The sequence below is a fragment of the Vreelandella halophila genome, from assembly GCF_009856365.1.
GTDB lineage: Bacteria > Pseudomonadota > Gammaproteobacteria > Pseudomonadales > Oleiphilaceae > Halospina > Halospina utahensis_B.
The window spans coordinates 214,496-233,002 of record NZ_WMEX01000003.1; the positions used below are offsets into that span (position 1 = coordinate 214,496).

At 64.2% G+C, this 18,507-nt stretch carries 18 protein-coding genes and 2 tRNA genes; 13 read left to right on the forward strand and 7 right to left on the reverse strand.

Annotated elements, in window-relative coordinates:
* Genes GLW01_RS06605 through GLW01_RS06615 form a run of 3 tightly spaced genes read right to left on the reverse strand, consistent with a single transcriptional unit; the run spans position 1 to position 2,131 of the window.
* On the reverse strand, positions 1–459 hold the full coding sequence (locus GLW01_RS06605) for an ATP-dependent zinc protease family protein (RefSeq protein WP_151441335.1): 459 nt from the start codon (positions 457–459) through the stop codon (positions 1–3).
* Positions 456–1,286 carry a mechanosensitive ion channel family protein gene (locus tag GLW01_RS06610; protein ID WP_237416515.1) on the reverse strand — a complete coding sequence of 277 codons (831 nt, stop codon included), beginning with the start codon at positions 1,284–1,286 and terminating at the stop codon, positions 456–458. The genes GLW01_RS06605 and GLW01_RS06610 overlap by 4 nt, the downstream gene beginning before the upstream one ends.
* Before the next feature lie 8 nt (positions 1,287–1,294).
* Entirely contained in the window at positions 1,295–2,131 is an 837-nt protein-coding gene (locus GLW01_RS06615) for a hypothetical protein (protein WP_160898563.1), read from the reverse strand.
* 93 nt (positions 2,132–2,224) lie between these two features.
* Between GLW01_RS06615 and GLW01_RS15795 the strand changes: the two genes are divergently transcribed.
* The gene (locus tag GLW01_RS15795; protein WP_160898564.1) at positions 2,225–3,616 is read left to right on the forward strand and encodes a cryptochrome/photolyase family protein; all 1,392 of its coding nucleotides are present in this window, start codon (positions 2,225–2,227) and stop codon (positions 3,614–3,616) included.
* A 15-nt stretch (positions 3,617–3,631) separates the two neighbouring features.
* Here GLW01_RS15795 and GLW01_RS06625 read toward each other — a convergent pair whose 3' ends face one another.
* Genes GLW01_RS06625 through hemA form a run of 4 tightly spaced genes read right to left on the reverse strand, consistent with a single transcriptional unit; the run spans position 3,632 to position 7,671 of the window.
* Positions 3,632–4,384 (reverse strand): HesA/MoeB/ThiF family protein, encoded by a 753-nt coding sequence (locus tag GLW01_RS06625; RefSeq protein WP_160898565.1) that lies wholly within the window; start codon positions 4,382–4,384, stop codon positions 3,632–3,634.
* A 4-nt stretch (positions 4,385–4,388) separates the two neighbouring features.
* On the reverse strand, positions 4,389–5,237 hold the full coding sequence (gene prmC, locus GLW01_RS06630) for a peptide chain release factor N(5)-glutamine methyltransferase (RefSeq protein WP_160898566.1): 849 nt from the start codon (positions 5,235–5,237) through the stop codon (positions 4,389–4,391).
* Positions 5,234–6,325 carry a peptide chain release factor 1 gene (gene prfA / locus GLW01_RS06635; protein ID WP_160898567.1) on the reverse strand — a complete coding sequence of 364 codons (1,092 nt, stop codon included), beginning with the start codon at positions 6,323–6,325 and terminating at the stop codon, positions 5,234–5,236. Before prfA ends, prmC begins: the two co-directional genes overlap by 4 nt.
* Positions 6,322–7,671, reverse strand: coding sequence for a glutamyl-tRNA reductase (gene hemA, locus GLW01_RS06640; RefSeq protein ID WP_160898568.1), 1,350 nt, complete (start codon positions 7,669–7,671; stop codon positions 6,322–6,324). Before hemA ends, prfA begins: the two co-directional genes overlap by 4 nt.
* 144 nt (positions 7,672–7,815) lie before the next feature.
* Between hemA and GLW01_RS06645 the strand changes: the two genes are divergently transcribed.
* The 12 genes from GLW01_RS06645 (at position 7,816) to GLW01_RS06700 (ending at position 18,452) form a co-directional block, all read left to right on the forward strand.
* Positions 7,816–9,624, forward strand: coding sequence for a tetratricopeptide repeat protein (locus GLW01_RS06645; RefSeq protein WP_160898569.1), 1,809 nt, complete (start codon positions 7,816–7,818; stop codon positions 9,622–9,624).
* Positions 9,624–10,259 carry a lipoprotein insertase outer membrane protein LolB gene (gene lolB / locus GLW01_RS06650; protein ID WP_160898570.1) on the forward strand — a complete coding sequence of 212 codons (636 nt, stop codon included), beginning with the start codon at positions 9,624–9,626 and terminating at the stop codon, positions 10,257–10,259. Before GLW01_RS06645 ends, lolB begins: the two co-directional genes overlap by 1 nt.
* The gene (ispE, locus tag GLW01_RS06655) at positions 10,256–11,104 is read left to right on the forward strand and encodes a 4-(cytidine 5'-diphospho)-2-C-methyl-D-erythritol kinase (protein ID WP_160898571.1); all 849 of its coding nucleotides are present in this window, start codon (positions 10,256–10,258) and stop codon (positions 11,102–11,104) included. The genes lolB and ispE overlap by 4 nt, the downstream gene beginning before the upstream one ends.
* Before the next feature lie 19 nt (positions 11,105–11,123).
* Positions 11,124–11,198, forward strand: a tRNA-Gln gene (locus GLW01_RS06660).
* Between the two features lie 55 nt (positions 11,199–11,253).
* A complete protein-coding gene (locus tag GLW01_RS06665; RefSeq protein WP_151441344.1) occupies positions 11,254–12,210 on the forward strand; it encodes a ribose-phosphate pyrophosphokinase in 957 nt (318 codons plus the stop codon).
* Between the two features lie 113 nt (positions 12,211–12,323).
* A complete protein-coding gene (locus tag GLW01_RS06670; protein ID WP_151441345.1) occupies positions 12,324–12,980 on the forward strand; it encodes a 50S ribosomal protein L25/general stress protein Ctc in 657 nt (218 codons plus the stop codon).
* 21 nt (positions 12,981–13,001) lie between these two features.
* Positions 13,002–13,592, forward strand: coding sequence for an aminoacyl-tRNA hydrolase (gene pth, locus GLW01_RS06675; protein ID WP_151441346.1), 591 nt, complete (start codon positions 13,002–13,004; stop codon positions 13,590–13,592).
* 38 nt (positions 13,593–13,630) lie between these two features.
* Entirely contained in the window at positions 13,631–14,722 is a 1,092-nt protein-coding gene (gene ychF, locus GLW01_RS06680) for a redox-regulated ATPase YchF (RefSeq protein ID WP_160898572.1), read from the forward strand.
* Positions 14,723–14,910: 188 nt separating this feature from the next.
* Positions 14,911–16,026 carry an alanine dehydrogenase gene (ald, locus tag GLW01_RS06685; RefSeq protein WP_160898573.1) on the forward strand — a complete coding sequence of 372 codons (1,116 nt, stop codon included), beginning with the start codon at positions 14,911–14,913 and terminating at the stop codon, positions 16,024–16,026.
* A 40-nt stretch (positions 16,027–16,066) separates the two neighbouring features.
* Complete coding sequence (locus GLW01_RS06690) at positions 16,067–17,422, forward strand: alanine/glycine:cation symporter family protein (protein ID WP_151441349.1); 1,356 nt, start codon at positions 16,067–16,069, stop codon at positions 17,420–17,422.
* A gap of 102 nt (positions 17,423–17,524) precedes the next feature.
* Positions 17,525–17,601, forward strand: a tRNA-Met gene (locus GLW01_RS06695).
* 53 nt (positions 17,602–17,654) lie between these two features.
* Positions 17,655–18,452, forward strand: coding sequence for an undecaprenyl-diphosphate phosphatase (locus GLW01_RS06700; RefSeq protein ID WP_160898692.1), 798 nt, complete (start codon positions 17,655–17,657; stop codon positions 18,450–18,452).
* Positions 18,453–18,507 lie beyond the last annotated feature (55 nt).

Sequence of the window (18,507 nt, forward strand, 5' to 3'; positions counted from 1 at the left end):
TTACTCCTCACGCGGTTTACCGGCCAGGAAAGAAGCTGATGGGTCCACCAACAGGCGCTCCTTCATGGCAGTGCGACCGATCAGCATACGAAAGCGCATTGTATCGCGATTGGTAAGCGTCATCTCCACGGGCCAGCACCAGGGCCCCATGCGCATCTGCGTCAGGATGACATAGCGCATTTCCCGGTGTCCCCCGGAATCCGTAACAACACGCTCGTCCAGCAGTGGCGCGTCACAGTGGATCACCCGGTTCAGGTTACGGCGGCTCGGGTGGATCGAGAACGCCACCCGGCGCTCGCCCTGGTGTTCATAGGCCTCCAGGTCAAAGGTGTGGAGGCAGGAAGTTCTTGCCCCGGTGTCGACCTTGGCCCGCAGGCGTGGAATGCCAAGCTCCGGCAGACTCACCCACTCGCGCCAGCCGACCCAGTGTAAGCCCGGCGTCTCCGCCCTGTCCGTCATGGTTTGTCCTGATGTTGATGAATGGCAACCGGTATCGGTGCTGAATGCTGCCCAGCGTAGAGGCTCGTATGGGGGAAGGGAATCTCGATGCCCTCGCGGTCGAAAGCCGCCTTGACGGCAAACATCACATCACTGCGGACCCGCCGGAGATCAAGGCCCCGCACCCAGAACGACAGCTGCAGGTCCACGGATGAGGCCCCGAACTGCTGCAGGTAAATGAACGGCTCGGGCTCCTCCAGGCAGTCCGGGTTCTCATCCACCAGCGCCAGCAGTACCGCATTCACCTTTTCAAGGTCTTCCCCGTAGGCCACACCAATGGGCAGATCCAGGCGCCTGACCGGAAAACGGGTGAAGTTGGTCACCCGGGTCTTGATGAGCGTTTCGTTGGGCACCCGTATGTAGAGATTGTCGAGGCTGCGCAGCTTGACGCTCAGCAGGTCGATCCCGACCACCTCGCCGCGCACACCATCCACTTCGATAAAGTGCCCCAGCTCGAACGGCCGCTCGGCCAGCAGGAAAAGGCCACTGATCACGTTACTGGCCGATGTCTGGGAAGCAAAACCCAACGCCACCGTCAGAATACCGGCCGCGCCCAGCAGCACCCCGATCTGGAAACCGGACTGCTGCAGCGCCAGCGCCACGGCAATCCCCAGCACCGTATAGAACACCAGACGCCGGAACAGCACGGCCTGGTGCCGTGTCAGGCGCCCCTGCCCGAACCGCTCCACCATGCGCCCGAGCATCGTGGCCAGGAACAGCCCGAGAGCCATCCATACCAGCGGCCGCAGCCACAGCCCGAGGGTCTCCAGTGTCATCCATTCCAGCATCGTGGCTCCTATCCGAAAATCCGGTCCATGGTGCGCACCAGATGGTTGCGTTCAACCGGTTGGCGCGCCGGTGCCAGGGCCGTACAGGGCCCAGCCTCGGGCGGTGGCGTCGCTTCCACCTTCAGCGACGCGGTGGCCAGGTCCCGCTCGCACCGGATGCTCAGCGTCGGCGTCCAGAGCGAGTGCGCACCGTCCACTCCCGGTTCACTCTGGCGGAACAGGGGCATGATGGGCGCCGGAAAGCTGAAACGGTCCAGCGTCAGGTAGTCGTCGCCCTCATGGCGCAGCCGTACCGCGGACATGGCCCGCCATGGGCGGCGTGGCAGATTGTCCGGCTCCAGGCGGGCCGCGGTAAGGCTGGCATAGCAGAGCTCGCCCTCCATGGTGTCCGCCCCCATCCAGGTCCAGGAGGGCTGGCGTACCGGCACTTCCATCAGCCTGCGGTCCTCGCCCACCATAAGCTGGAGCCAGACCAGGGTACTCATATAGATGGTTGTATCCGTGCCTGGCGGCAGGTGCAGAGGATGGTTGGGGCGTACAATCAGGGGCAGGTCCGCCAGCGCCGGCCGCAGTGCGACGCGGGGAGCCTCATTGCCCCGTGCGAACCGTTCCAGTCCCTCATCATGCTCCGGCAGGGCACTGTGACACCACTGGTGCCAGGCCGTCTCCTCCCGGGCCCCGGGGTGGCGCGCCACACGCACCTGCCACTCATGGGCCAGCAGGGTCACGGAGAGTGTCATGTCACTGAGGCCATTCCGCAGGGTGTCGCCCGGTGAAAGGGGCACAGACTCGCCCCATGCCGCGATGGGACCATCCGTACCAGAGGAGGACTGGGGTTGAGCCATAATGATTCCTGAACTCGGATTGCGGATTACTATAATCCAAAGCGCGCGGTTCAGCGAACAACCCAGCAGTACAGACAATCATACGGGGTGCCCGTGACCGAACTCATCTGGTTCCGCAATGATCTCCGCCTGGGGGACAATCCTGCCCTCACCGCCGCCTGCGCCGGCAATGCCGCCGTGGAAGCCTGCTTCCTGCCCGCACCTGGCCAGTGGGCGGACCATGACTGGTCCCCCAACCGCACCGACCTGCTGCTTCGCAGCCTGGACCAGCTCGGACAGGACCTGGCGGCGCTGGGCATTCCCCTTCACATCCGCTCGATTGACCGCTTTACGGATACCGATACAGAACTTCTGGCGCTGTGCCGGGAGCGTGGCATCACGCGGATCCATGCCAACGAGGAATACGCCTTCAACGAGCGCATCCGGGATCACCGACTGACCGGGGCACTGAACCACCAGGGCATCGCGCTCCACATCTACCGCGACCAGACCGTGGTTCCAGTGGATCAGCTGAAAACCGGCAATGGCACGCCCTACACCGTCTTCACGCCCTATTCCCGGCAGTGGTGGCGCTGGGTGGAAAGTCACCCGCCCCGGCTGCATCCCGCACCGGCAGCCAGAGGCGCGCCCCTGCCTCCCCCCGCGCTCCCTGAGCTGACCGCGTGGCGCAGCGAACACGTGGACTGGCTGGCCGGCGGTGAAGGCGCGGCCCACAGGGCACTGGAAGGATTCATCGACCAGCGCCTCGGGGCCTATGCGGATCAGCGGAACTACCCGGCAGTTCCGGCCACCAGCCAGATCTCGCCCTACCTGGCGCTGGGTGTGCTCTCGCCCCGCCAGTGCCTGGTCGCGGTGCAGCAGCGAACGGGCGCGGAATCCCCGGCCAGCGCCGCCCACACCTGGCTCAACGAAATCGCCTGGCGGGACTTCTACATCCAGCTGCTCTACCAGTTCCCGCGCCTGTCCCGTCACCAGGCGTTTAAGCCGGAAACGGAGGCCCTGCCCTGGGAGCCAGCGGGCGCCAACCTGGAAGCCTGGAAAGCCGGCCGCACCGGCATCCCCCTGGTGGACGCGGCCATGCGCCAGCTCAACACCACCTGCTGGATGCACAACCGCCTGCGCATGGTCACCGCCATGTTCCTGACCAAGAACCTGTTCGTGGACTGGCGACTGGGCGAGCAATACTTCATGCAGCAGCTGGTGGACGGCTACCTGCCCTCGAACAACGGCGGCTGGCAGTGGAGTGCCTCAACCGGCACGGACGCAGCGCCCTACTTCCGCATCTTCAACCCAGTGACCCAGAGCGAGCGCTTTGACCCGGAGGGCACCTTCATCCGGCACTGGGTGCCGGAAATCGCCCATCTGCAGGGGAAGAAACTGTTCAATCCGAATGGCACGGTTGCGGGTTATCCGGCACCCATTGTGGACCTGAAGCAAAGCCGGCAGCGGGCGATCGAGCGCTTCAAGGCCCTGGGCAAAGGCTGAGGCGCCGCTCCCGGGTCAGTCGCCGCAGATGGGGCAGGCGGGATCCCTGGGAACGCGCATCTCCCGCCACTGCATGCGCCAGGCATCCAGCAGCAGAAGCCGGCCGGTAAGGGACTCACCCACGCCCGCCAGGAGCTTGATGGCCTCCATGGCCTGGGCAGCCCCGATCATGCCCACCAAGGGCCCGATCACGCCGGCCTCGGAACAGCTCAGGGTGGCCTCGCCCACATCCGCGTACAGGCACTGGTAGCAGGGGGCGCCCGTCCGGCCACTGTCAAACACCGCCACCTGGCCCTCGGCGCGGATGGCGGCGCCGGAGACCAGTGGCACGGAGGCGTCCACACAGGCCTGGTTCACGGCGAACCGGGTTTGGAAATTGTCCGTAGCGTCCAGAACCAGGTGGTTGCGGGTCGCAGCGCGGGAAAGCCAGCGCTGTCTGGCGCGGCTCTGGATCGGCTCGACGGTGACCCCCGGGTTCAGGGCCATGGCACGTTCAGCCAGCGCCTCTGCCTTGGAACGACCGATATCCGCCTCGGTGAACGCGATCTGGCGCTGGAGGTTGGCCAGCTCCACGTGATCGTCATCCACGACTTCAATGTGGCCGACTCCGGCGGCCGCCAGATAGAGCACCACCGGGCAGCCCAACCCGCCGGCGCCCACCACCAGAACGCGACTGTGCGCCAGTGACTGCTGGCCGGCCACGTCGAACTCGGGCATCAGGATCTGGCGGCTGTAGCGCTCCAGGTCCCTGTCGCTCAGTGGATCCATACCGTCACTCCTCCCAGCGTCCGCCGCTCACCCGGGGATTACCCGTCAGGTCGCGCTGCATGAAACAGTCCCGGAAGCCCGCTCCCGCGAGCAGCTCCGCCACGGCCTCCGCCTGGTCGTAACCGTGCTCCAGAAGCAGCCAGCCGCCCGGGTTGAGCCGGTCGGGCCCCCGCGCAATCAGTGGCCGGATCACATCCAATCCATCCGCGCCAGCGGCCAACGCCCCCCGGGGTTCATAACGCAGATCCCCCTGGGCGAGATGCGGGTCATCCTCAGGGATGTACGGCGGATTGGACACGATCAGGTCCCAGTGTTCACCCTCGAAAGGTGCCAACCCCTCCCCTTCCACGAAGGCCAGGTTCAGCCCAAGGGCCCGGGCATTGGTTGCTGCCACCGCCATGGCCTCACTGGAAGTCTCACTGGCCGTGACCTGCCAGCCTGGGCGCTCCCGGGCCAGCGCCAGGGCCACAGCACCGCTGCCGGTACCCACGTCCAGAACCCGCGCCGACTCCGGCAGCGGGCAGGCCAGCGCTGCCTCCACCAGGGTTTCGGTATCCGGCCTGGGGATCAGGGTATCCGGGGTAACCGTCAGGGGCAGAGACCAGAATTCACGTTCGCCGGTGATGTAGGCCAGGGGCCTGCCACCGGCACGGGCCGCCACCAGGCTGCGGAAGGTCTCGGCATCGTCGTCCCCGACCAGGGCCTCGGGCCAGATGCGGAAACGGCTTGGACTGCAGTCGAGCTGGTGAGCCAGCAACATGCGGGCCTCGCCCCACGCATTGGGAAGGCCGGCGGCTTCAAGGCGGCACGCGCCATCATCCAGCAGCGCGTCGACCCGATCCGGCCCGTTCATGCCGATTCGGCTCCAAGGGCCGCCAGCTGGTCGGCCTGGTGTTCCTGCTGGAGGGCTCCAATGACCTCCCTCAGGTTGCCCTGGATCACCTCGTCCAGCCGGTACAGGGTCAGGTTGATGCGGTGATCGGTCACCCTGCCCTGGGGAAAGTTGTAGGTGCGGATGCGTTCCGAACGATCCCCGCTGCCCACCAGATTGCGCCGGGTATCGGCCTCCTCGGCGGCACGCCGGTCCTGCTCCATCTGCTGGAGGCGGGACTGGAGAAAGCTCATGGCCCGGTCCCGGTTCTTGTGCTGGGAGCGCTCTTCCTGGCACTCGACCACCAGGCCGGTGGGCAGGTGGGTGATGCGGATGGCCGAGTCCGTGGTGTTCACGTGCTGACCGCCGGCACCGGAGCTGCGGAAGGTATCCACCCGAAGGTCGTTCTTGTCCAGGGTCACGTCCTCGGGCTCGTCCACCTCGGGAAGCACGGCCACGGTACAGGCCGAGGTGTGGATGCGGCCCTGGGATTCGGTCTCGGGCACGCGCTGGACGCGGTGGCCACCGGATTCAAAGCGCAGCTGGCCGTAGACGCCCTCGCCTTCCACCAGCGCGATCAGCTCCTTGTAACCCCCGTGCTCGCCCGGGCTCTGGCTGAGCACGCTCACCCGCCAGCCCTGATTCTCGGCGTAACGCGAATACATGCGGAACAGGTCGCCGGCGAACAGGGCGGCCTCGTCGCCGCCGGCACCGGCACGGATCTCCAGGTAGGCATTGTTGCGCTCGTTCGGGTCTCGCGGGAGCATCAGGGTCTGAAGGGAGGCTTCGAGCTCTTCCAGCCGTTCGCGCCCCCGGGCCAGCTCCTCCTCCGCCATCTCGCGCATGTCCGGGTCACCGTCGTTCTGCAGTGCCTCGGCCTCGGCCATGTTCTCCTTCACCTGCCGGTATTCCCGGTAGGTCTCGACAACCGGCTCTATCTCGGCGTATTCCCGGGAAAGGTTACGGAACTGCTTCTGGTTACCAATGGTGGCCGGATCAGCCAGCAGGGCACTGATCTCCTCGTGGCGCTCCACCAGCTGGTCGAGTCGCCGCGCGATGGATTCCTTCATGATGGGTTCCGGGTGCTGGACTCGGTTGGGGAAACAGGCGCGCCCTGTGGTGACCCTTCACCAGTGTCGGCGTCCCCGGTCTCCCCGGAGATGGGCTCCATGCCGTGGAGCTCACGCAACCAGTCGGTCACCTCAACACGCCCTTCGGCGGTGGCCTTGCGCACCTGCACGGTGGGATGGTGCAGGAACTTGTTGGTCAGTGTCCGCGCCATGCTGCGCAGCAGGGTTTCAGGGTCGCCCCCGGAGGCCAGTGAACGCAGGGCCTTGTCCAGTTCCGCGTCACGCACCGACTCCACCTCGCCACGGAACTGTTTGAGCGTGGCCACGGCATCCAGGGCCCGCAGCTGATACATGAACTCGGAGGCCCCCTCCTGCACCAGGTGCTCCGCCTCCTGCGCCGCCCCTTCGCGGGAGCGCCGGTTCTCCTCGATCACGCTGTGCAGGTCGTCCACGGTGTAGAGGAAGATGTCATCCAGCTCGCCCACCTCCGGTTCAATGTCCCGGGGTACGGCCAGATCCACCATGAAAATGGGCTTGTGCTTGCGCCGGCGGATCGCATGCTCCACCGCGCCCTTGCCGAGGATGGGCAACTGGCTGCCGGTGGAAGCGATCACGATATCCGCGCCCGGAAGCTCATCCGGCACAGCGGAGAGGGAAACCGCTTTACCCTCAAAACGTGATGCCAGCTGTTCCGCCCGCTCGATGGACCGGTTGGCCACGGTCAGATCCCGGATGCCGGCCTGGGCAAGATGCTGCGCCACCAGCTCCACGGTCTCGCCGGCGCCAATCAGCAGGGCCGACTTGCGCCGCAGGTCGGAAAAGATGTGACGTGACATGGATACTGCCGCGTAAGCCACCGATACCGGGTTCTCACCGATCGCGGTATCCGTGCGCACACGCTTGGCCACCGAGAAGGCATGCTCAAACAGCCGGGAAAGGATGGTGCCCGTGGTACCGGCGGCGTAGGCCTGGTTGTAGGCCTCCTTGAGCTGGCCCAGAACCTGGGGCTCACCCAGCACCATGGAGTCCAGCCCACAGGCAACCCGCATCACATGCTGGGCGGCGTGCTGCTCCTCGTGAACGTAGACGCACTCCTCGAAGCTGGCCGGCTCCACGTCCAGCCAGGCGCCCCACCACTCCACCAGTGCCTGGCGGGTGATGTGCTCGTCGCCGACCACGTAGAACTCGGTGCGGTTGCAGGTGGACATGACCGCGAGCTCATGCACCCCGGGCAGCTGCAGTGCATTCTGCAGCGCCGGTGCCATTTCACTCTCCGGAAAGGACACACGCTCGCGCTTTTCCACACTTGCCGTGCGGTGGTTGATGCCCAGGACCCACAACGCCATAGACTGGTATTCAGCCCCCTCTGAATGTACGCTGCCCAGTGTAACGATCGACGGGCCTCAGTGCTACTGATACGCCTGTACGCACTTGGGCGTAGAGGCCGGGCTGTGCCATTATTGGAAGCCTTTCACCGCAGTGGATTAGAGATGCAGAAACTCGCCTGGTTCCATGTCCCCGCCCTTGCACTGACCCTCATCCTCGGGGGCTGCTCCGGCCTGGCCACCGATCCCGGAGAGGGGGACACTGCCCGCGAAGAGCAACCCGCCGACTCCCCTGACAGTGGTACGGATGACACCACAGAGGAATCCGTGGAATCCGCGGTCATGGATTCCGAGGAGATCGAGTACCGGGATTTTCCGCCCGATGTGCTCTTCGCCCTGCTGAGTGCCGAGCTGGCCGCCCAGCGTGGCCGTTACGACGTCACGCTGATGAACTACGCCCAGTCCGCTGCTGACACCCAGGACCCCGCGGTGATCCGCCGGGCCATGCAGATCGCCCAGGCGCTGGATGCCACCAACGCCCAGCGCCAGATCGCCGAGGTCTGGCTCAAGAAGGAACCCAACCACCCCCAGGCCCTGCGCATTGCCGCACTGGCGGAACTGCGCGAAGGCAGCCTGGAGCAGGCGCTGTCCTACATGGAAAAGCTCCATCAGCAGGGCGGCGAAGCCCAGTTCGACACCCTTGCCAACCAGGCGCGCGCGCTCCCGGCCGAACAGCAGCAACAGATGCTGGATCTCTACGGGCGGATGCACGAACGCCACCCCGACGCCACCGCCATCACCTACAGCCTGGCGCTGCTCAACGACAACACCGGCAACAGCAAGCGTGCCCTGGCGCTGACGGAATCCCTGGTAGCGCAAGAGAGCAACTACCAGCCCGCCGTGACCCTCAAGGGCAAACTGCTCTATGACCTGGATCGGGGCGAGGAGGCGATCGACTACCTGCGCGAGCAGGCCCGGCGCTTCCCGGACAACCGTCGGCTGGGCACCCTCTACGCCCGTGTTCTGGTCAACGAAGGCAAGCTGCAGGCCGCGGAGGACGAATTCGAGGCCCTGATGGATCGGTTCCCCGAAGCCACTGGCCTCAAGCTCTCACGGGCCCTCGTGGCACTGGAGAACGATCACCCCGATACCGCTGAAACACTGCTCAATGAACTCCTGGCGGAAGGGGTTCACACCAACCAGGCTCACTTCTATCTGGGCCGGCTTGCGGACAGGCGCGACAACCCCAACGAAGCGCTGCACCATTACGCCCAGGTGCAGGGCGGCAACCATTTCTTCCAGGCTCTCGCCCGCGCCAGCTACATCCGGGCCGAACAGGGTGAGCTGGAGGCGGTGCGCAGCAACCTGGAGAACCTCCGCTCACGCCTGCCGGGCCAGAGCGCCCGACTGTGGCAGATGGAGATCAACCTCCTGCTGGATCTGGGGGCGCCGGAAAAGGCTCTGGACGTTGCCAGTGATGCCCTCGAACAGACCCCGGACAACACCGAAATCCGCTACACCCGCGCCATGCTGCGCGAGCGCACCGGCGACATCGAGGGCATGGAAGCCGACCTCCGCCAGGTGCTCGAGGCGGAACCGGAGAATGCCGTGGCCATGAATGCGCTCGGCTACACCCTGACAGTGCACACCGAGCGTTATGAAGAGGCGGAAAAGCTCATCATGCAGGCGCTCGAAATGGATCCCGACAACCCGGCCATCCTCGACAGCGCCGGCTGGATCCACTACCACCGGGGCCAGCACGAGAAAGCCCTGGACTATCTGGGCAGGGCCTATGAGCGCCTCCAGGACCCGGAGATCGCCGCTCACCTCGGTCGGGTGCTGTGGGCCGTGGACCGCCGGGAAGAAGCCCGCACCCTGTGGCGCCGCACCCTGGAGGAAACGGACAGCACGGAAGCACTGAAGCCGCTCCTCGACATTCTTGAGGAACTGGACCTCGAACCGGAGACCCTGTAATGAAACAGGCCCAACGCCTGCTCGGCATGGTGGTTCTGGGGGGTCTTCTCCAGGGCTGCATGACCGCGCCGCCGGCGCCAGCCCCTGATGACAGCCTGACCCGCGCACAGCCGGAAGGCTGGCAGGCCCGCCAGGCCGAACTGCGCACGCTCAACCAATGGACACTCCAGGGCAAGGTGGCGGTGCGCCATGAGCAGGGCAACGACTCCGCGTTCATCCGCGAGTGGGTCCAGAACGGTGACCAGTTCCTGATCGAGATGTCCTCCGCCTTCATGGGCATGGGCAGCGTGCGCCTGGAAGGTTCCCCCACCTTCCTCACCATCACGGACTCCGATGGGCAACAGTACCTCTCCGACGACCCGGACGCCCTGATCCGCGAAACCCTGGGCTGGTCGCTGCCGGTGGAAGCCCTGTACATCTGGGTGCGCGGCCTGCCACTGCAGGACAGCCCGGCCGATGTCTTCTTTGATCAACAGGGCCGGATCAGTCATCTGCGCCAACAGGGCTGGGAAATCCATTACAGCAACTATGCCACCCTGGCCGGCGTTGAGGCAGTACCACACAGCCTCACGGCGACGCGTAACGACCTGCGCCTGCGGCTGGTCATCACCCGGTGGACGCCTGAAACCCCATGACCCCCCTGGACCTGCCCGCCCCGGCCAAACTCAACCTCTTCCTGCACATTACCGGGCGCCGGAATGACGGCTATCACGAACTCCAGACCCTGTTCCAGTTCCTGGACCACAGTGACCGGCTGCGGATCACCCCCCGTAATGACGGCCTGATCCGGGTGCATGGCCCGGAGTGGCTGCCGCCCGGTGATAACCTCATCACGCGCGCCGCGGAACGCCTCCGGGCACGCACCGGCACTGGCCTGGGCGCCGAGATCGAACTGACCAAGATCCTGCCCGCCGGCGGTGGTCTGGGCGGCGGCAGCTCCGATGCGGCCACCGCCCTGGTGGGCCTCAACCACCTCTGGGAAACCGGACTGAGCCGGCCACAACTGGCCACCCTGGGTCTGGAGCTGGGGGCCGACGTGCCCGTGTTCATTCATGGTGTTGCCGCCTGGGGCGAAGGCGTGGGCGAACAGCTCACCCCGGTTGTGCCCCCCGAACACTGGTATCTCGTGCTGGTTCCGGAGGTCGAAATCAGTACCGCAAAAATCTTTGGTCATCCCGACTTGACACGGGACACCCCGAAACGCAGAATACGCACCGCTTTTGAGGGTAGCGACGGGTTCCGAAACGACTGTGAACCCATCGTGCGTCAGCTTTACCCGGCCGTGGACCAGGCTCTTGAATGGCTTGGGCAATACGGTGAAGCCCGGCTCACGGGCACAGGGGGTTGCGTTTTCTGTCCTTTCGAGACACAATCCGCAGCCATTGACGCACACGCGGAGAAACCCTCAGGCATCAACGGTTTCATCGCCCAGAGCAGAAACCGGTCTCCACTGTACACGCAACTGGGTGAACTGGATTGATGCCGGATAAACGATCAGATGGGGTGTCGCCAAGTGGTAAGGCAGCGGGTTTTGATCCCGTCATTCGCAGGTTCGAATCCTGCCACCCCAGCCATCTTCCCCCTTCCGAACCGCACGAACGCTCAGACGAACCGCAGAGGGATTCAATCGTGTCCAACCTGATGGTGTTCGCGGGGAATGCCAATCCCCGACTGGCCCGCAATGTCTCAAAACGCCTGAATATCCCGCTCGGTGACGCCACCGTCGCGAAGTTCAGTGATGGCGAAACCACGGTCGAGCTCAACGAGAATGTACGTGGCCGTGACGTCTTCATCCTGCAGTCCACCTGCGCCCCGACCAACGACAACCTGATGGAACTGCTGGTCATGGTGGACGCCCTGCGCCGCGCCTCGGCAGCACGCATCACGGCCGTTGTGCCCTACTTCGGGTACGCGCGCCAGGATCGCCGCCCACGTTCCAGCCGGGTCTCCATCACCGCCAAGCTGGTGGCGGACATGGTCACCAGCGCCGGTATCGACCGCGTTCTGACGGTCGACCTGCACGCGGACCAGATCCAGGGCTTCTTCGACATCCCGGTGGACAACATCTACGCCACGCCGGTGCTGCTGGACGACATTGAGCGCCAGCACATCAACGAGGACTACGTGATCGTTTCCCCGGACGTTGGCGGCGTGGTGCGGGCCCGTGCCATCGCCAAGCTGCTGGACGCGGACCTGGCGATCATCGACAAGCGCCGCCCGCGCGCCAACGACTCCCAGGTCATGCACATCATCGGTGATGTAAAGGACAAGACCTGCATCCTGGTCGACGACATCGTCGACACCGCCGGCACCCTGTGCAAGGCCGCCAACGCCCTCAAGGAGCATGGCGCCAACAGCGTGCGCTCCTACATCGTGCACCCGGTTCTCTCCGGTCCCGCCATCGACAACATCCAGTCCTCGCGCCTGGATGAACTCGTCGTCACGGACACGATTCCGCTGAGTGACAAAGGCGCTCAGTGTGATAAAATCCGCTCCCTCGATATGTCGGGCCTGCTTGCGGAGTCCATCCGCCGGGTCTGCAACGAGGAATCCATCAGCGCCATGTTCGACTACAACATCGAGTGAATCGGTGCCGTGGTCGCGCGGCGTTATTGACTGTTAACCAGCCCCAAGGGCTGATTCGAACCGTCCACGGACCAGAGCCTGGTCGCGGGCCCCGTGGATGCCCAGGAGGAACCATGGCACAAGAATTTGAACTTGAAGCATTCCAGCGCGACGTCAAAGGGAAGGGTGCGAGCCGCCGCCTGCGTCGCGTTGAGCGCAAGATCCCGGCCATCGTCTACGGCGGCGAAGGCAAGGATCCGATGCCGATCACGCTCTGGCACAATGACCTGAAAAAGGCGATCGAGAACGAAGCCTTCTTCACGCATATCATTTCCCTGAGCATCGACGGCAAGAAGGAAGACGTGATCATCAAGGATCTTCAGCGTCATCCCTACAAGCCGATCCTGACCCACGCGGACTTCCAGCGCGTCGAGAAGGGCCACAAGATCAACGTCACGGTCCCGGTCCACTTCCTCAATGAGGAAAGCGCGCCGGCGATCAAGCTTGAGGGCGGTGTCGTCTCCCACGACGCCATGGAAGTCGAAGTGACCTGCCTGCCGGACGATCTGCCCGAGTACCTCGAGGTGGACATGAACGAGGTGGCACTCGAGCAGATCGTGCACCTGTCGGACCTCAAGCTGCCCAAGGGCGTCGAGATCGTTGCCCTGCAGCATGGCGAAGACCACGACCAGCCGGTTGTCTCCGTGCACAAGCCCAAGGGCAAGAAGGCCGAGGAAGCCGGCGGTGGCGGCTCTGCCGACAGCGACGAAGAGGAAGGCGGCGAGGAATAAGCCGCCCGTTCAGGCCCCGCTATGGCATCCGACGTGGTCAGGCTCATTGCCGGGCTCGGCAACCCCGGGCCCAAATACGCCGGAACCCGCCACAACGCCGGGGCCTGGCTTGTGGAGATGCTCGCCCGGGAAGCCGGGCAGCCCCTGCGTGAAGAGCGTAAGTTCCTGGGTTACCACAGCAAGGTGATCTGGCAGGGGCAGGATCTCCACCTGCTTTTCCCCACGACCTACATGAACCACAGCGGCCGTTCCCTGAAGGCGCTGAGTGACTTCTTCCGTATCCCACCCGAATCCATACTGGTTGCCCATGACGAGCTCGACCTGCCCCCCGGCACGGCACGGTTCAAGAAAGGCGGTGGCCATGGAGGCCATAACGGGCTGCGGGACATCATCAGCCATCTGGGCAGTTCGGACTTCCACAGGCTGCGCGTGGGCGTGGGTCATCCCGGCGACAGCAAGCAGGTCATCAACTACGTGCTCAGTAACGCCGGCAAGCGGGAAATGAACGCGATCGAGGCGGCACTGGACGAAACCGTGCGCGCCCTGCCGGACGCCCTCCGGGGAGACTGGAGCACGGCCATGAACCGCCTGCACGCGTTCCGTCACGAGTAACCATCATTCATCACGAACTCCGTTAAGGATCACAGGCTATGGGATTCAAATGCGGCATCGTTGGGCTGCCCAACGTGGGCAAGTCCACGCTTTTCAACGCGCTGACGAGCGCCGGCATCGACGCCGAAAACTTCCCCTTCTGCACCATTGAGCCCAACGCCGGTGTGGTCTCCGTCCCCGACCCGCGTCTCTACCGCATCGCGGAGATCGTCAAGCCGGAGAAGACGATTCCCACGACCATGGAATTCGTTGACATCGCGGGTCTGGTCTCCGGCGCTTCCAAGGGTGAAGGCCTGGGCAACCAGTTCCTGGCCAACATCCGCGAGACCGAAGCCATTGCCCACGTGGTGCGGTGCTTTGAGGACGAAGACATCATGCACGTCTCCAACAGCATCGACCCGGCATCGGACATCGAAGTGATCAACACTGAGCTGGCACTGGCGGATCTGGCGACCATCGAGAACACCACCAAGAAGACAGAGCGCGCCGCCAAGGGTGGCGACAAGACCGCCAAGGCCCAGCTGGAACTCTTCGAGCGCATCAAGCCGGTACTCAACGAGGGCGATCCGGTACGCTCCATGGATCTGTCCGAGGATGACCAGGCGCTGATCCGCGAACTGCACCTGCTCACGGCCAAACCCACCGTCTACATCGCCAACGTCAACGAAGACGGCTTTGAGAACAACCCGCACCTTGATGCGGTGAACGCCATTGCTGAACGCGAAGGCGCCGGGGTGGTCGCCATCTGCAACAAGATCGAGTCCGAGATTGCCGAGCTTGAGGATGAGGAAAAGACCGAATTCCTCTCGGAGATGGGCATGGAGGAACCGGGCCTGGACCGCGTGATCCGCGCCGGATACAACCTGCTCGGCCTGGAGACCTACTTCACCGCCGGTCCCAAGGAAGTCCGCGCCTGGACCTTCCCCACCGGCTCCACGGCGCCCCAGGCCGCCGGCGTGATCCACACCGACTTCGAACGTGGCTTCATCCGGGCCGAGGTTGTCAGCTACGACGACTTCATCGCCTACAACGGCGAGCACGGTGCCAAGGAAGCCGGCAAATGGCGGCTGGAGGGCAAGGAGTACATCGTCCAGGATGGTGATGTCATCCACTTCCGCTTTAACGTCTAGCCCCGTCCACCGGGTCTGACAGCATACTCGTTGTCAGACCCGGTAAACGCCCCCCCCCTGCCAGTCAGCCTTTTCTTTTCCGCCATTCCTTGCATTCCCCATCGCTATAAGCTTGATTTGGCAGAGACATTGCTTATGCAGATGCACTAGCATGAACGCTCGCACACAAGCCATCCGAGGACGACGACATGCAGATTGGGGTCCCGAAGGAGATCAAGAGCCAGGAGTTTCGGGTTGGGCTGACACCGGAGGCGGTCGGGGAACTGGCAGCAAACGGGCATTCCGTGTACGTGGAGACCGGCGCCGGCCAGGGTATTGACGCCAGCGACGAGCACTACCAGCAGGCAGGCGCCCATATACTGCCCCATGCTGAGGCAGTATTCAGCAACGCGGAACTCATCGTTAAGGTCAAAGAGCCCCAACCCAGCGAATGTGAGCTGCTGGGACCACAGCACATACTGTTCACCTACCTCCACCTGGCACCGGATAAGGCGTTGACCGACGCCCTCATGAACTCTGGTGCCACCTGTATCGCCTATGAAACCGTTACGGATGACCAGGGCCGCTTACCACTCCTGCGCCCGATGTCACAGGTAGCCGGTCGGCTGTCCGCCCAGGCGGGAGCACAGGCTCTGGAGAGCATCTTCGCGGGCCGTGGCCTGCTTATGGGAGGTGTTCCCGGGGTGATGCCAGCCCGGGTAACCGTCATTGGCGGGGGCGTGGTTGGGCAGAACGCCATCCAGATCGCGCTGGGCATGGGCGCGGAAGTCACGGTTCTGGATCGCAGTCCGGACGTCCTCGAGCGCCTGTCCCATCAATTCGGGCCAGCCCTGAAAACGCTCTATGCCACAGGATCCAGCCTGGAAGGGGCTGTTCTGGACAGTGACCTGGTGATCGGCGCTGTCCTTGTCAGTGGCGCCGGCGCTCCCAAGCTTGTTACGCGTGATATGGTCAAGCGGATGAACAGCGGTGCGGTGTTGGTGGACGTCGCCATCGATCAGGGCGGCTGCTTCGAGACCAGTCAGCCCACGACCCATGCCGACCCCACCTACGTGGTGGATGGTGTCGTCCATTACTGTGTGGCCAATATGCCAGGCGCCGTTCCCAGAACGTCCACACTGGCTCTCACCAATGCCACATTGCCACATGTCCTCAGCCTCGCTGACCAGGGCTGGCGCGAGGCATTGCGGGCGGACTCCAACCTGCGCAATGGCCTGAACGTAGCGGATGGCGTACTGACCTGCGTTCCGGTGGCACAAAGCCAGGGGCGGAGCGCCACCTCCCCTGAAGACATACTCGGCTGAAGCCGTCATTCCCATAGAAAAACCAGAACTGGAGGACTGCATGGAAACACTAATGAGCGCACTGGAGAGCATAAGCAGCGTCGTGTGGGGACCCGCGATGCTGGTTCTGCTGCTCGGCACCGGCCTCTTTCTGACGCTGGGGCTGCGCGGCATGCCCATACGCCGCATCGGTTACGGCTTCAAGCAAATGTTCCTGGGCCGGAGCTCCCAGGAAGAAGGCGAGATCACCCCTTTCCAGGCCCTTTCCACCAGCCTGTCCGCAACCATTGGTACCGGTAACATCGGCGGTGTGGCCACAGCCATTGCACTGGGCGGACCGGGCGCCGTGTTCTGGATGTGGATGACGGCGCTGGTGGGCATGGCCACCAAGTACGCGGAGGCCCTCCTCGCCGTTAAGTACCGCGAGGTTGATGAAGACGGGCGCTACGTCGGCGGGCCCATGTACTACATCAAGAACGGCCTGGGGGCGCGCTGGCACTGGCTGGGTGTCCTGTTCGCCTTCTTTGCCATGGTGGCGGCTTTCGGGATCGGTAACACTGTGCAGGCCAACGCCGTGGCGGATGTGGTCGAAGCCAACCTGTCGGTACCCCCATGGGTGACCGGAGTGGTACTGGCCGTGTTGGTGTTCCTCGTGATCATCGGTGGTATACGCCGCATCGCCCACCTCACCGAAAAGGTGGTTCCGCTGATGGCCGTGATCTACATCCTGGGCGCGCTTGCCGTCATCCTCTGGAACCTGCCCGAGGTTCCCGGCGCACTGGCAAACATCGTCACCGGCGCGTTCACTGGAACGGCGGCCACTGGCGGGTTCGCAGGTGCTGCTGTATGGGCAGCGCTGCGCTTCGGTGTGGCACGTGGCGTGTTCTCCAATGAGGCCGGCCTTGGCTCCGCCCCCATCGCGCATGCGGCGGCACAGACCAACAGCCCGGTACGCCAGGGCACCGTGGGCATGATGGGGACCTTCATCGACACCATTGTGGTGTGCACCATGACGGCCCTCGTGATTGTGCTTACCGGGGCATGGGAAACCGGCGAGTCAGGCGCGGCCCTGACCTCCATGGCCTTCAACCAGGGCATCCCTGGCGGTAACTGGGTGGTCACCTTCGGCATGATCTTCTTCGCCTTTACCACCATCGTGGCCTGGAGCTATTACGGCGAGCGCAGTGCCGAGTTCCTGTTCGGCGTCAAGGTGATCATGCCTTACCGTTACCTGTGGGTTGTCCTGCTGGTGCTGGGCGCCGTGGCCAACCTGGAGCTGATCTGGCTGATCGCGGATGTGCTCAACGCCCTGATGGCCATCCCCAACCTGATCGCACTGCTCGCCCTCTCCGGCACGGTATTCGCTGTTACCCGGGAGTACTTCGCCAAAGAGGGTGCTGAAGGTCATTCAGGCTGATCGGCCGTTCTGGCCACAATTCCCGGGGTGCCTTGACACCCCGGGGAAAAATCCAGAGAATACGCGCCTCAACGCCGAAGGTCAGGCGTTGGACGGGTTTGCGGCAAGGTAGCTCAGTTGGTTAGAGCACGGCACTCATAATGCCGGGGTCGGCGGTTCGAATCCGCCCCTTGCTACCAGTATTCAGAAAGCCGCAGTGAACGCTGCGGCTTTTTTTATGGGTCATCACGCCATGGACCTCTGGCAGATCATCGTACTGGCCATTATCCAGGGCCTGACGGAATTCCTTCCGATCAGCAGCTCGGCCCATCTCATTCTCCCCTCAGCGGTGCTCAACTGGCAGGATCAGGGCCTGGCCTTCGACGTGGCCGTGCACGTGGGCTCACTCTGTGCCGTGCTCAGCTATTTCCGCCGGGATGTGTTCCGCATGGGTAACGCCTGGGTACGGGATACCGCCCAGCGGACCGTCACCGAAGACAGCCGGCTGGCCTGGGCGGTCATCCTGGGCACCATTCCCGCGGGCCTGGCCGGTCTGCTGCTCAACGATTTTGTTGAGGACGAACTCCGCTCAGGCTGGGTCATCGCCGCCACCACCATCGGCTTCGGCCTGCTGCTCTGGTGGTCGGATGCCGCCGGTTCGCGCCGGCGCCAACTGAGCAGCGTTACGCTCAGGGATGCCCTGCTCATTGGTCTCGCCCAGGCCCTGGCACTGATCCCGGGGACCTCGCGCTCCGGCATCACCATCACCGCCGCCCTCTTCCTGGGCCTGCGGCGGGAAGATGCGGCGCGCTTCTCCTTCTGGCTCTCCATCCCGCTGATCACGGCCGCCGGTGCCCTCAAGACCCTGGAGCTCATCGAACAGGGCGGCGCCACGGACTGGCACGCCATCGCCTCGGGCACGCTGCTCTCGTTCATCAGTGCCCTGCTGTGCATTCACCTGTTCCTGCGCTTCCTGGAGCGGATCGGGCTCATGCCCTACGTCATCTACCGGCTGGCCCTGGGAGCGCTGCTGATCCTGGTTCTCTGGTGATGGATTCCGATTAAGATCCCTAAATGGGGGTGAATACGCGGCGTTTTGTATTAGG

Excerpts from the sequence above, each read along its gene's own strand:
- GLW01_RS06605 (WP_151441335.1), bottom strand. The coding sequence starts at position 459 with ATGACGGACAGGGCGGAGACGCCGGGCTTACACTGGGTCGGCTGGCGC.
- GLW01_RS06610 (WP_237416515.1), bottom strand. The coding sequence starts at position 1,286 with ATGCTGGAATGGATGACACTGGAGACCCTCGGGCTGTGGCTGCGGCCG.
- GLW01_RS06615 (WP_160898563.1), bottom strand. The coding sequence starts at position 2,131 with ATGGCTCAACCCCAGTCCTCCTCTGGTACGGATGGTCCCATCGCGGCA.
- GLW01_RS06625 (WP_160898565.1), bottom strand. The coding sequence starts at position 4,384 with ATGGATCCACTGAGCGACAGGGACCTGGAGCGCTACAGCCGCCAGATC.
- prmC (WP_160898566.1), bottom strand. The coding sequence starts at position 5,237 with ATGAACGGGCCGGATCGGGTCGACGCGCTGCTGGATGATGGCGCGTGC.
- prfA (WP_160898567.1), bottom strand. The coding sequence starts at position 6,325 with ATGAAGGAATCCATCGCGCGGCGACTCGACCAGCTGGTGGAGCGCCAC.
- hemA (WP_160898568.1), bottom strand. The coding sequence starts at position 7,671 with ATGGCGTTGTGGGTCCTGGGCATCAACCACCGCACGGCAAGTGTGGAA.
- GLW01_RS06645 (WP_160898569.1), top strand. The coding sequence starts at position 7,816 with ATGCAGAAACTCGCCTGGTTCCATGTCCCCGCCCTTGCACTGACCCTC.
- lolB (WP_160898570.1), top strand. The coding sequence starts at position 9,624 with ATGAAACAGGCCCAACGCCTGCTCGGCATGGTGGTTCTGGGGGGTCTT.
- ispE (WP_160898571.1), top strand. The coding sequence starts at position 10,256 with ATGACCCCCCTGGACCTGCCCGCCCCGGCCAAACTCAACCTCTTCCTG.
- GLW01_RS06670 (WP_151441345.1), top strand. The coding sequence starts at position 12,324 with ATGGCACAAGAATTTGAACTTGAAGCATTCCAGCGCGACGTCAAAGGG.
- pth (WP_151441346.1), top strand. The coding sequence starts at position 13,002 with ATGGCATCCGACGTGGTCAGGCTCATTGCCGGGCTCGGCAACCCCGGG.
- ychF (WP_160898572.1), top strand. The coding sequence starts at position 13,631 with ATGGGATTCAAATGCGGCATCGTTGGGCTGCCCAACGTGGGCAAGTCC.
- ald (WP_160898573.1), top strand. The coding sequence starts at position 14,911 with ATGCAGATTGGGGTCCCGAAGGAGATCAAGAGCCAGGAGTTTCGGGTT.
- GLW01_RS06690 (WP_151441349.1), top strand. The coding sequence starts at position 16,067 with ATGGAAACACTAATGAGCGCACTGGAGAGCATAAGCAGCGTCGTGTGG.
- GLW01_RS06700 (WP_160898692.1), top strand. The coding sequence starts at position 17,655 with ATGGACCTCTGGCAGATCATCGTACTGGCCATTATCCAGGGCCTGACG.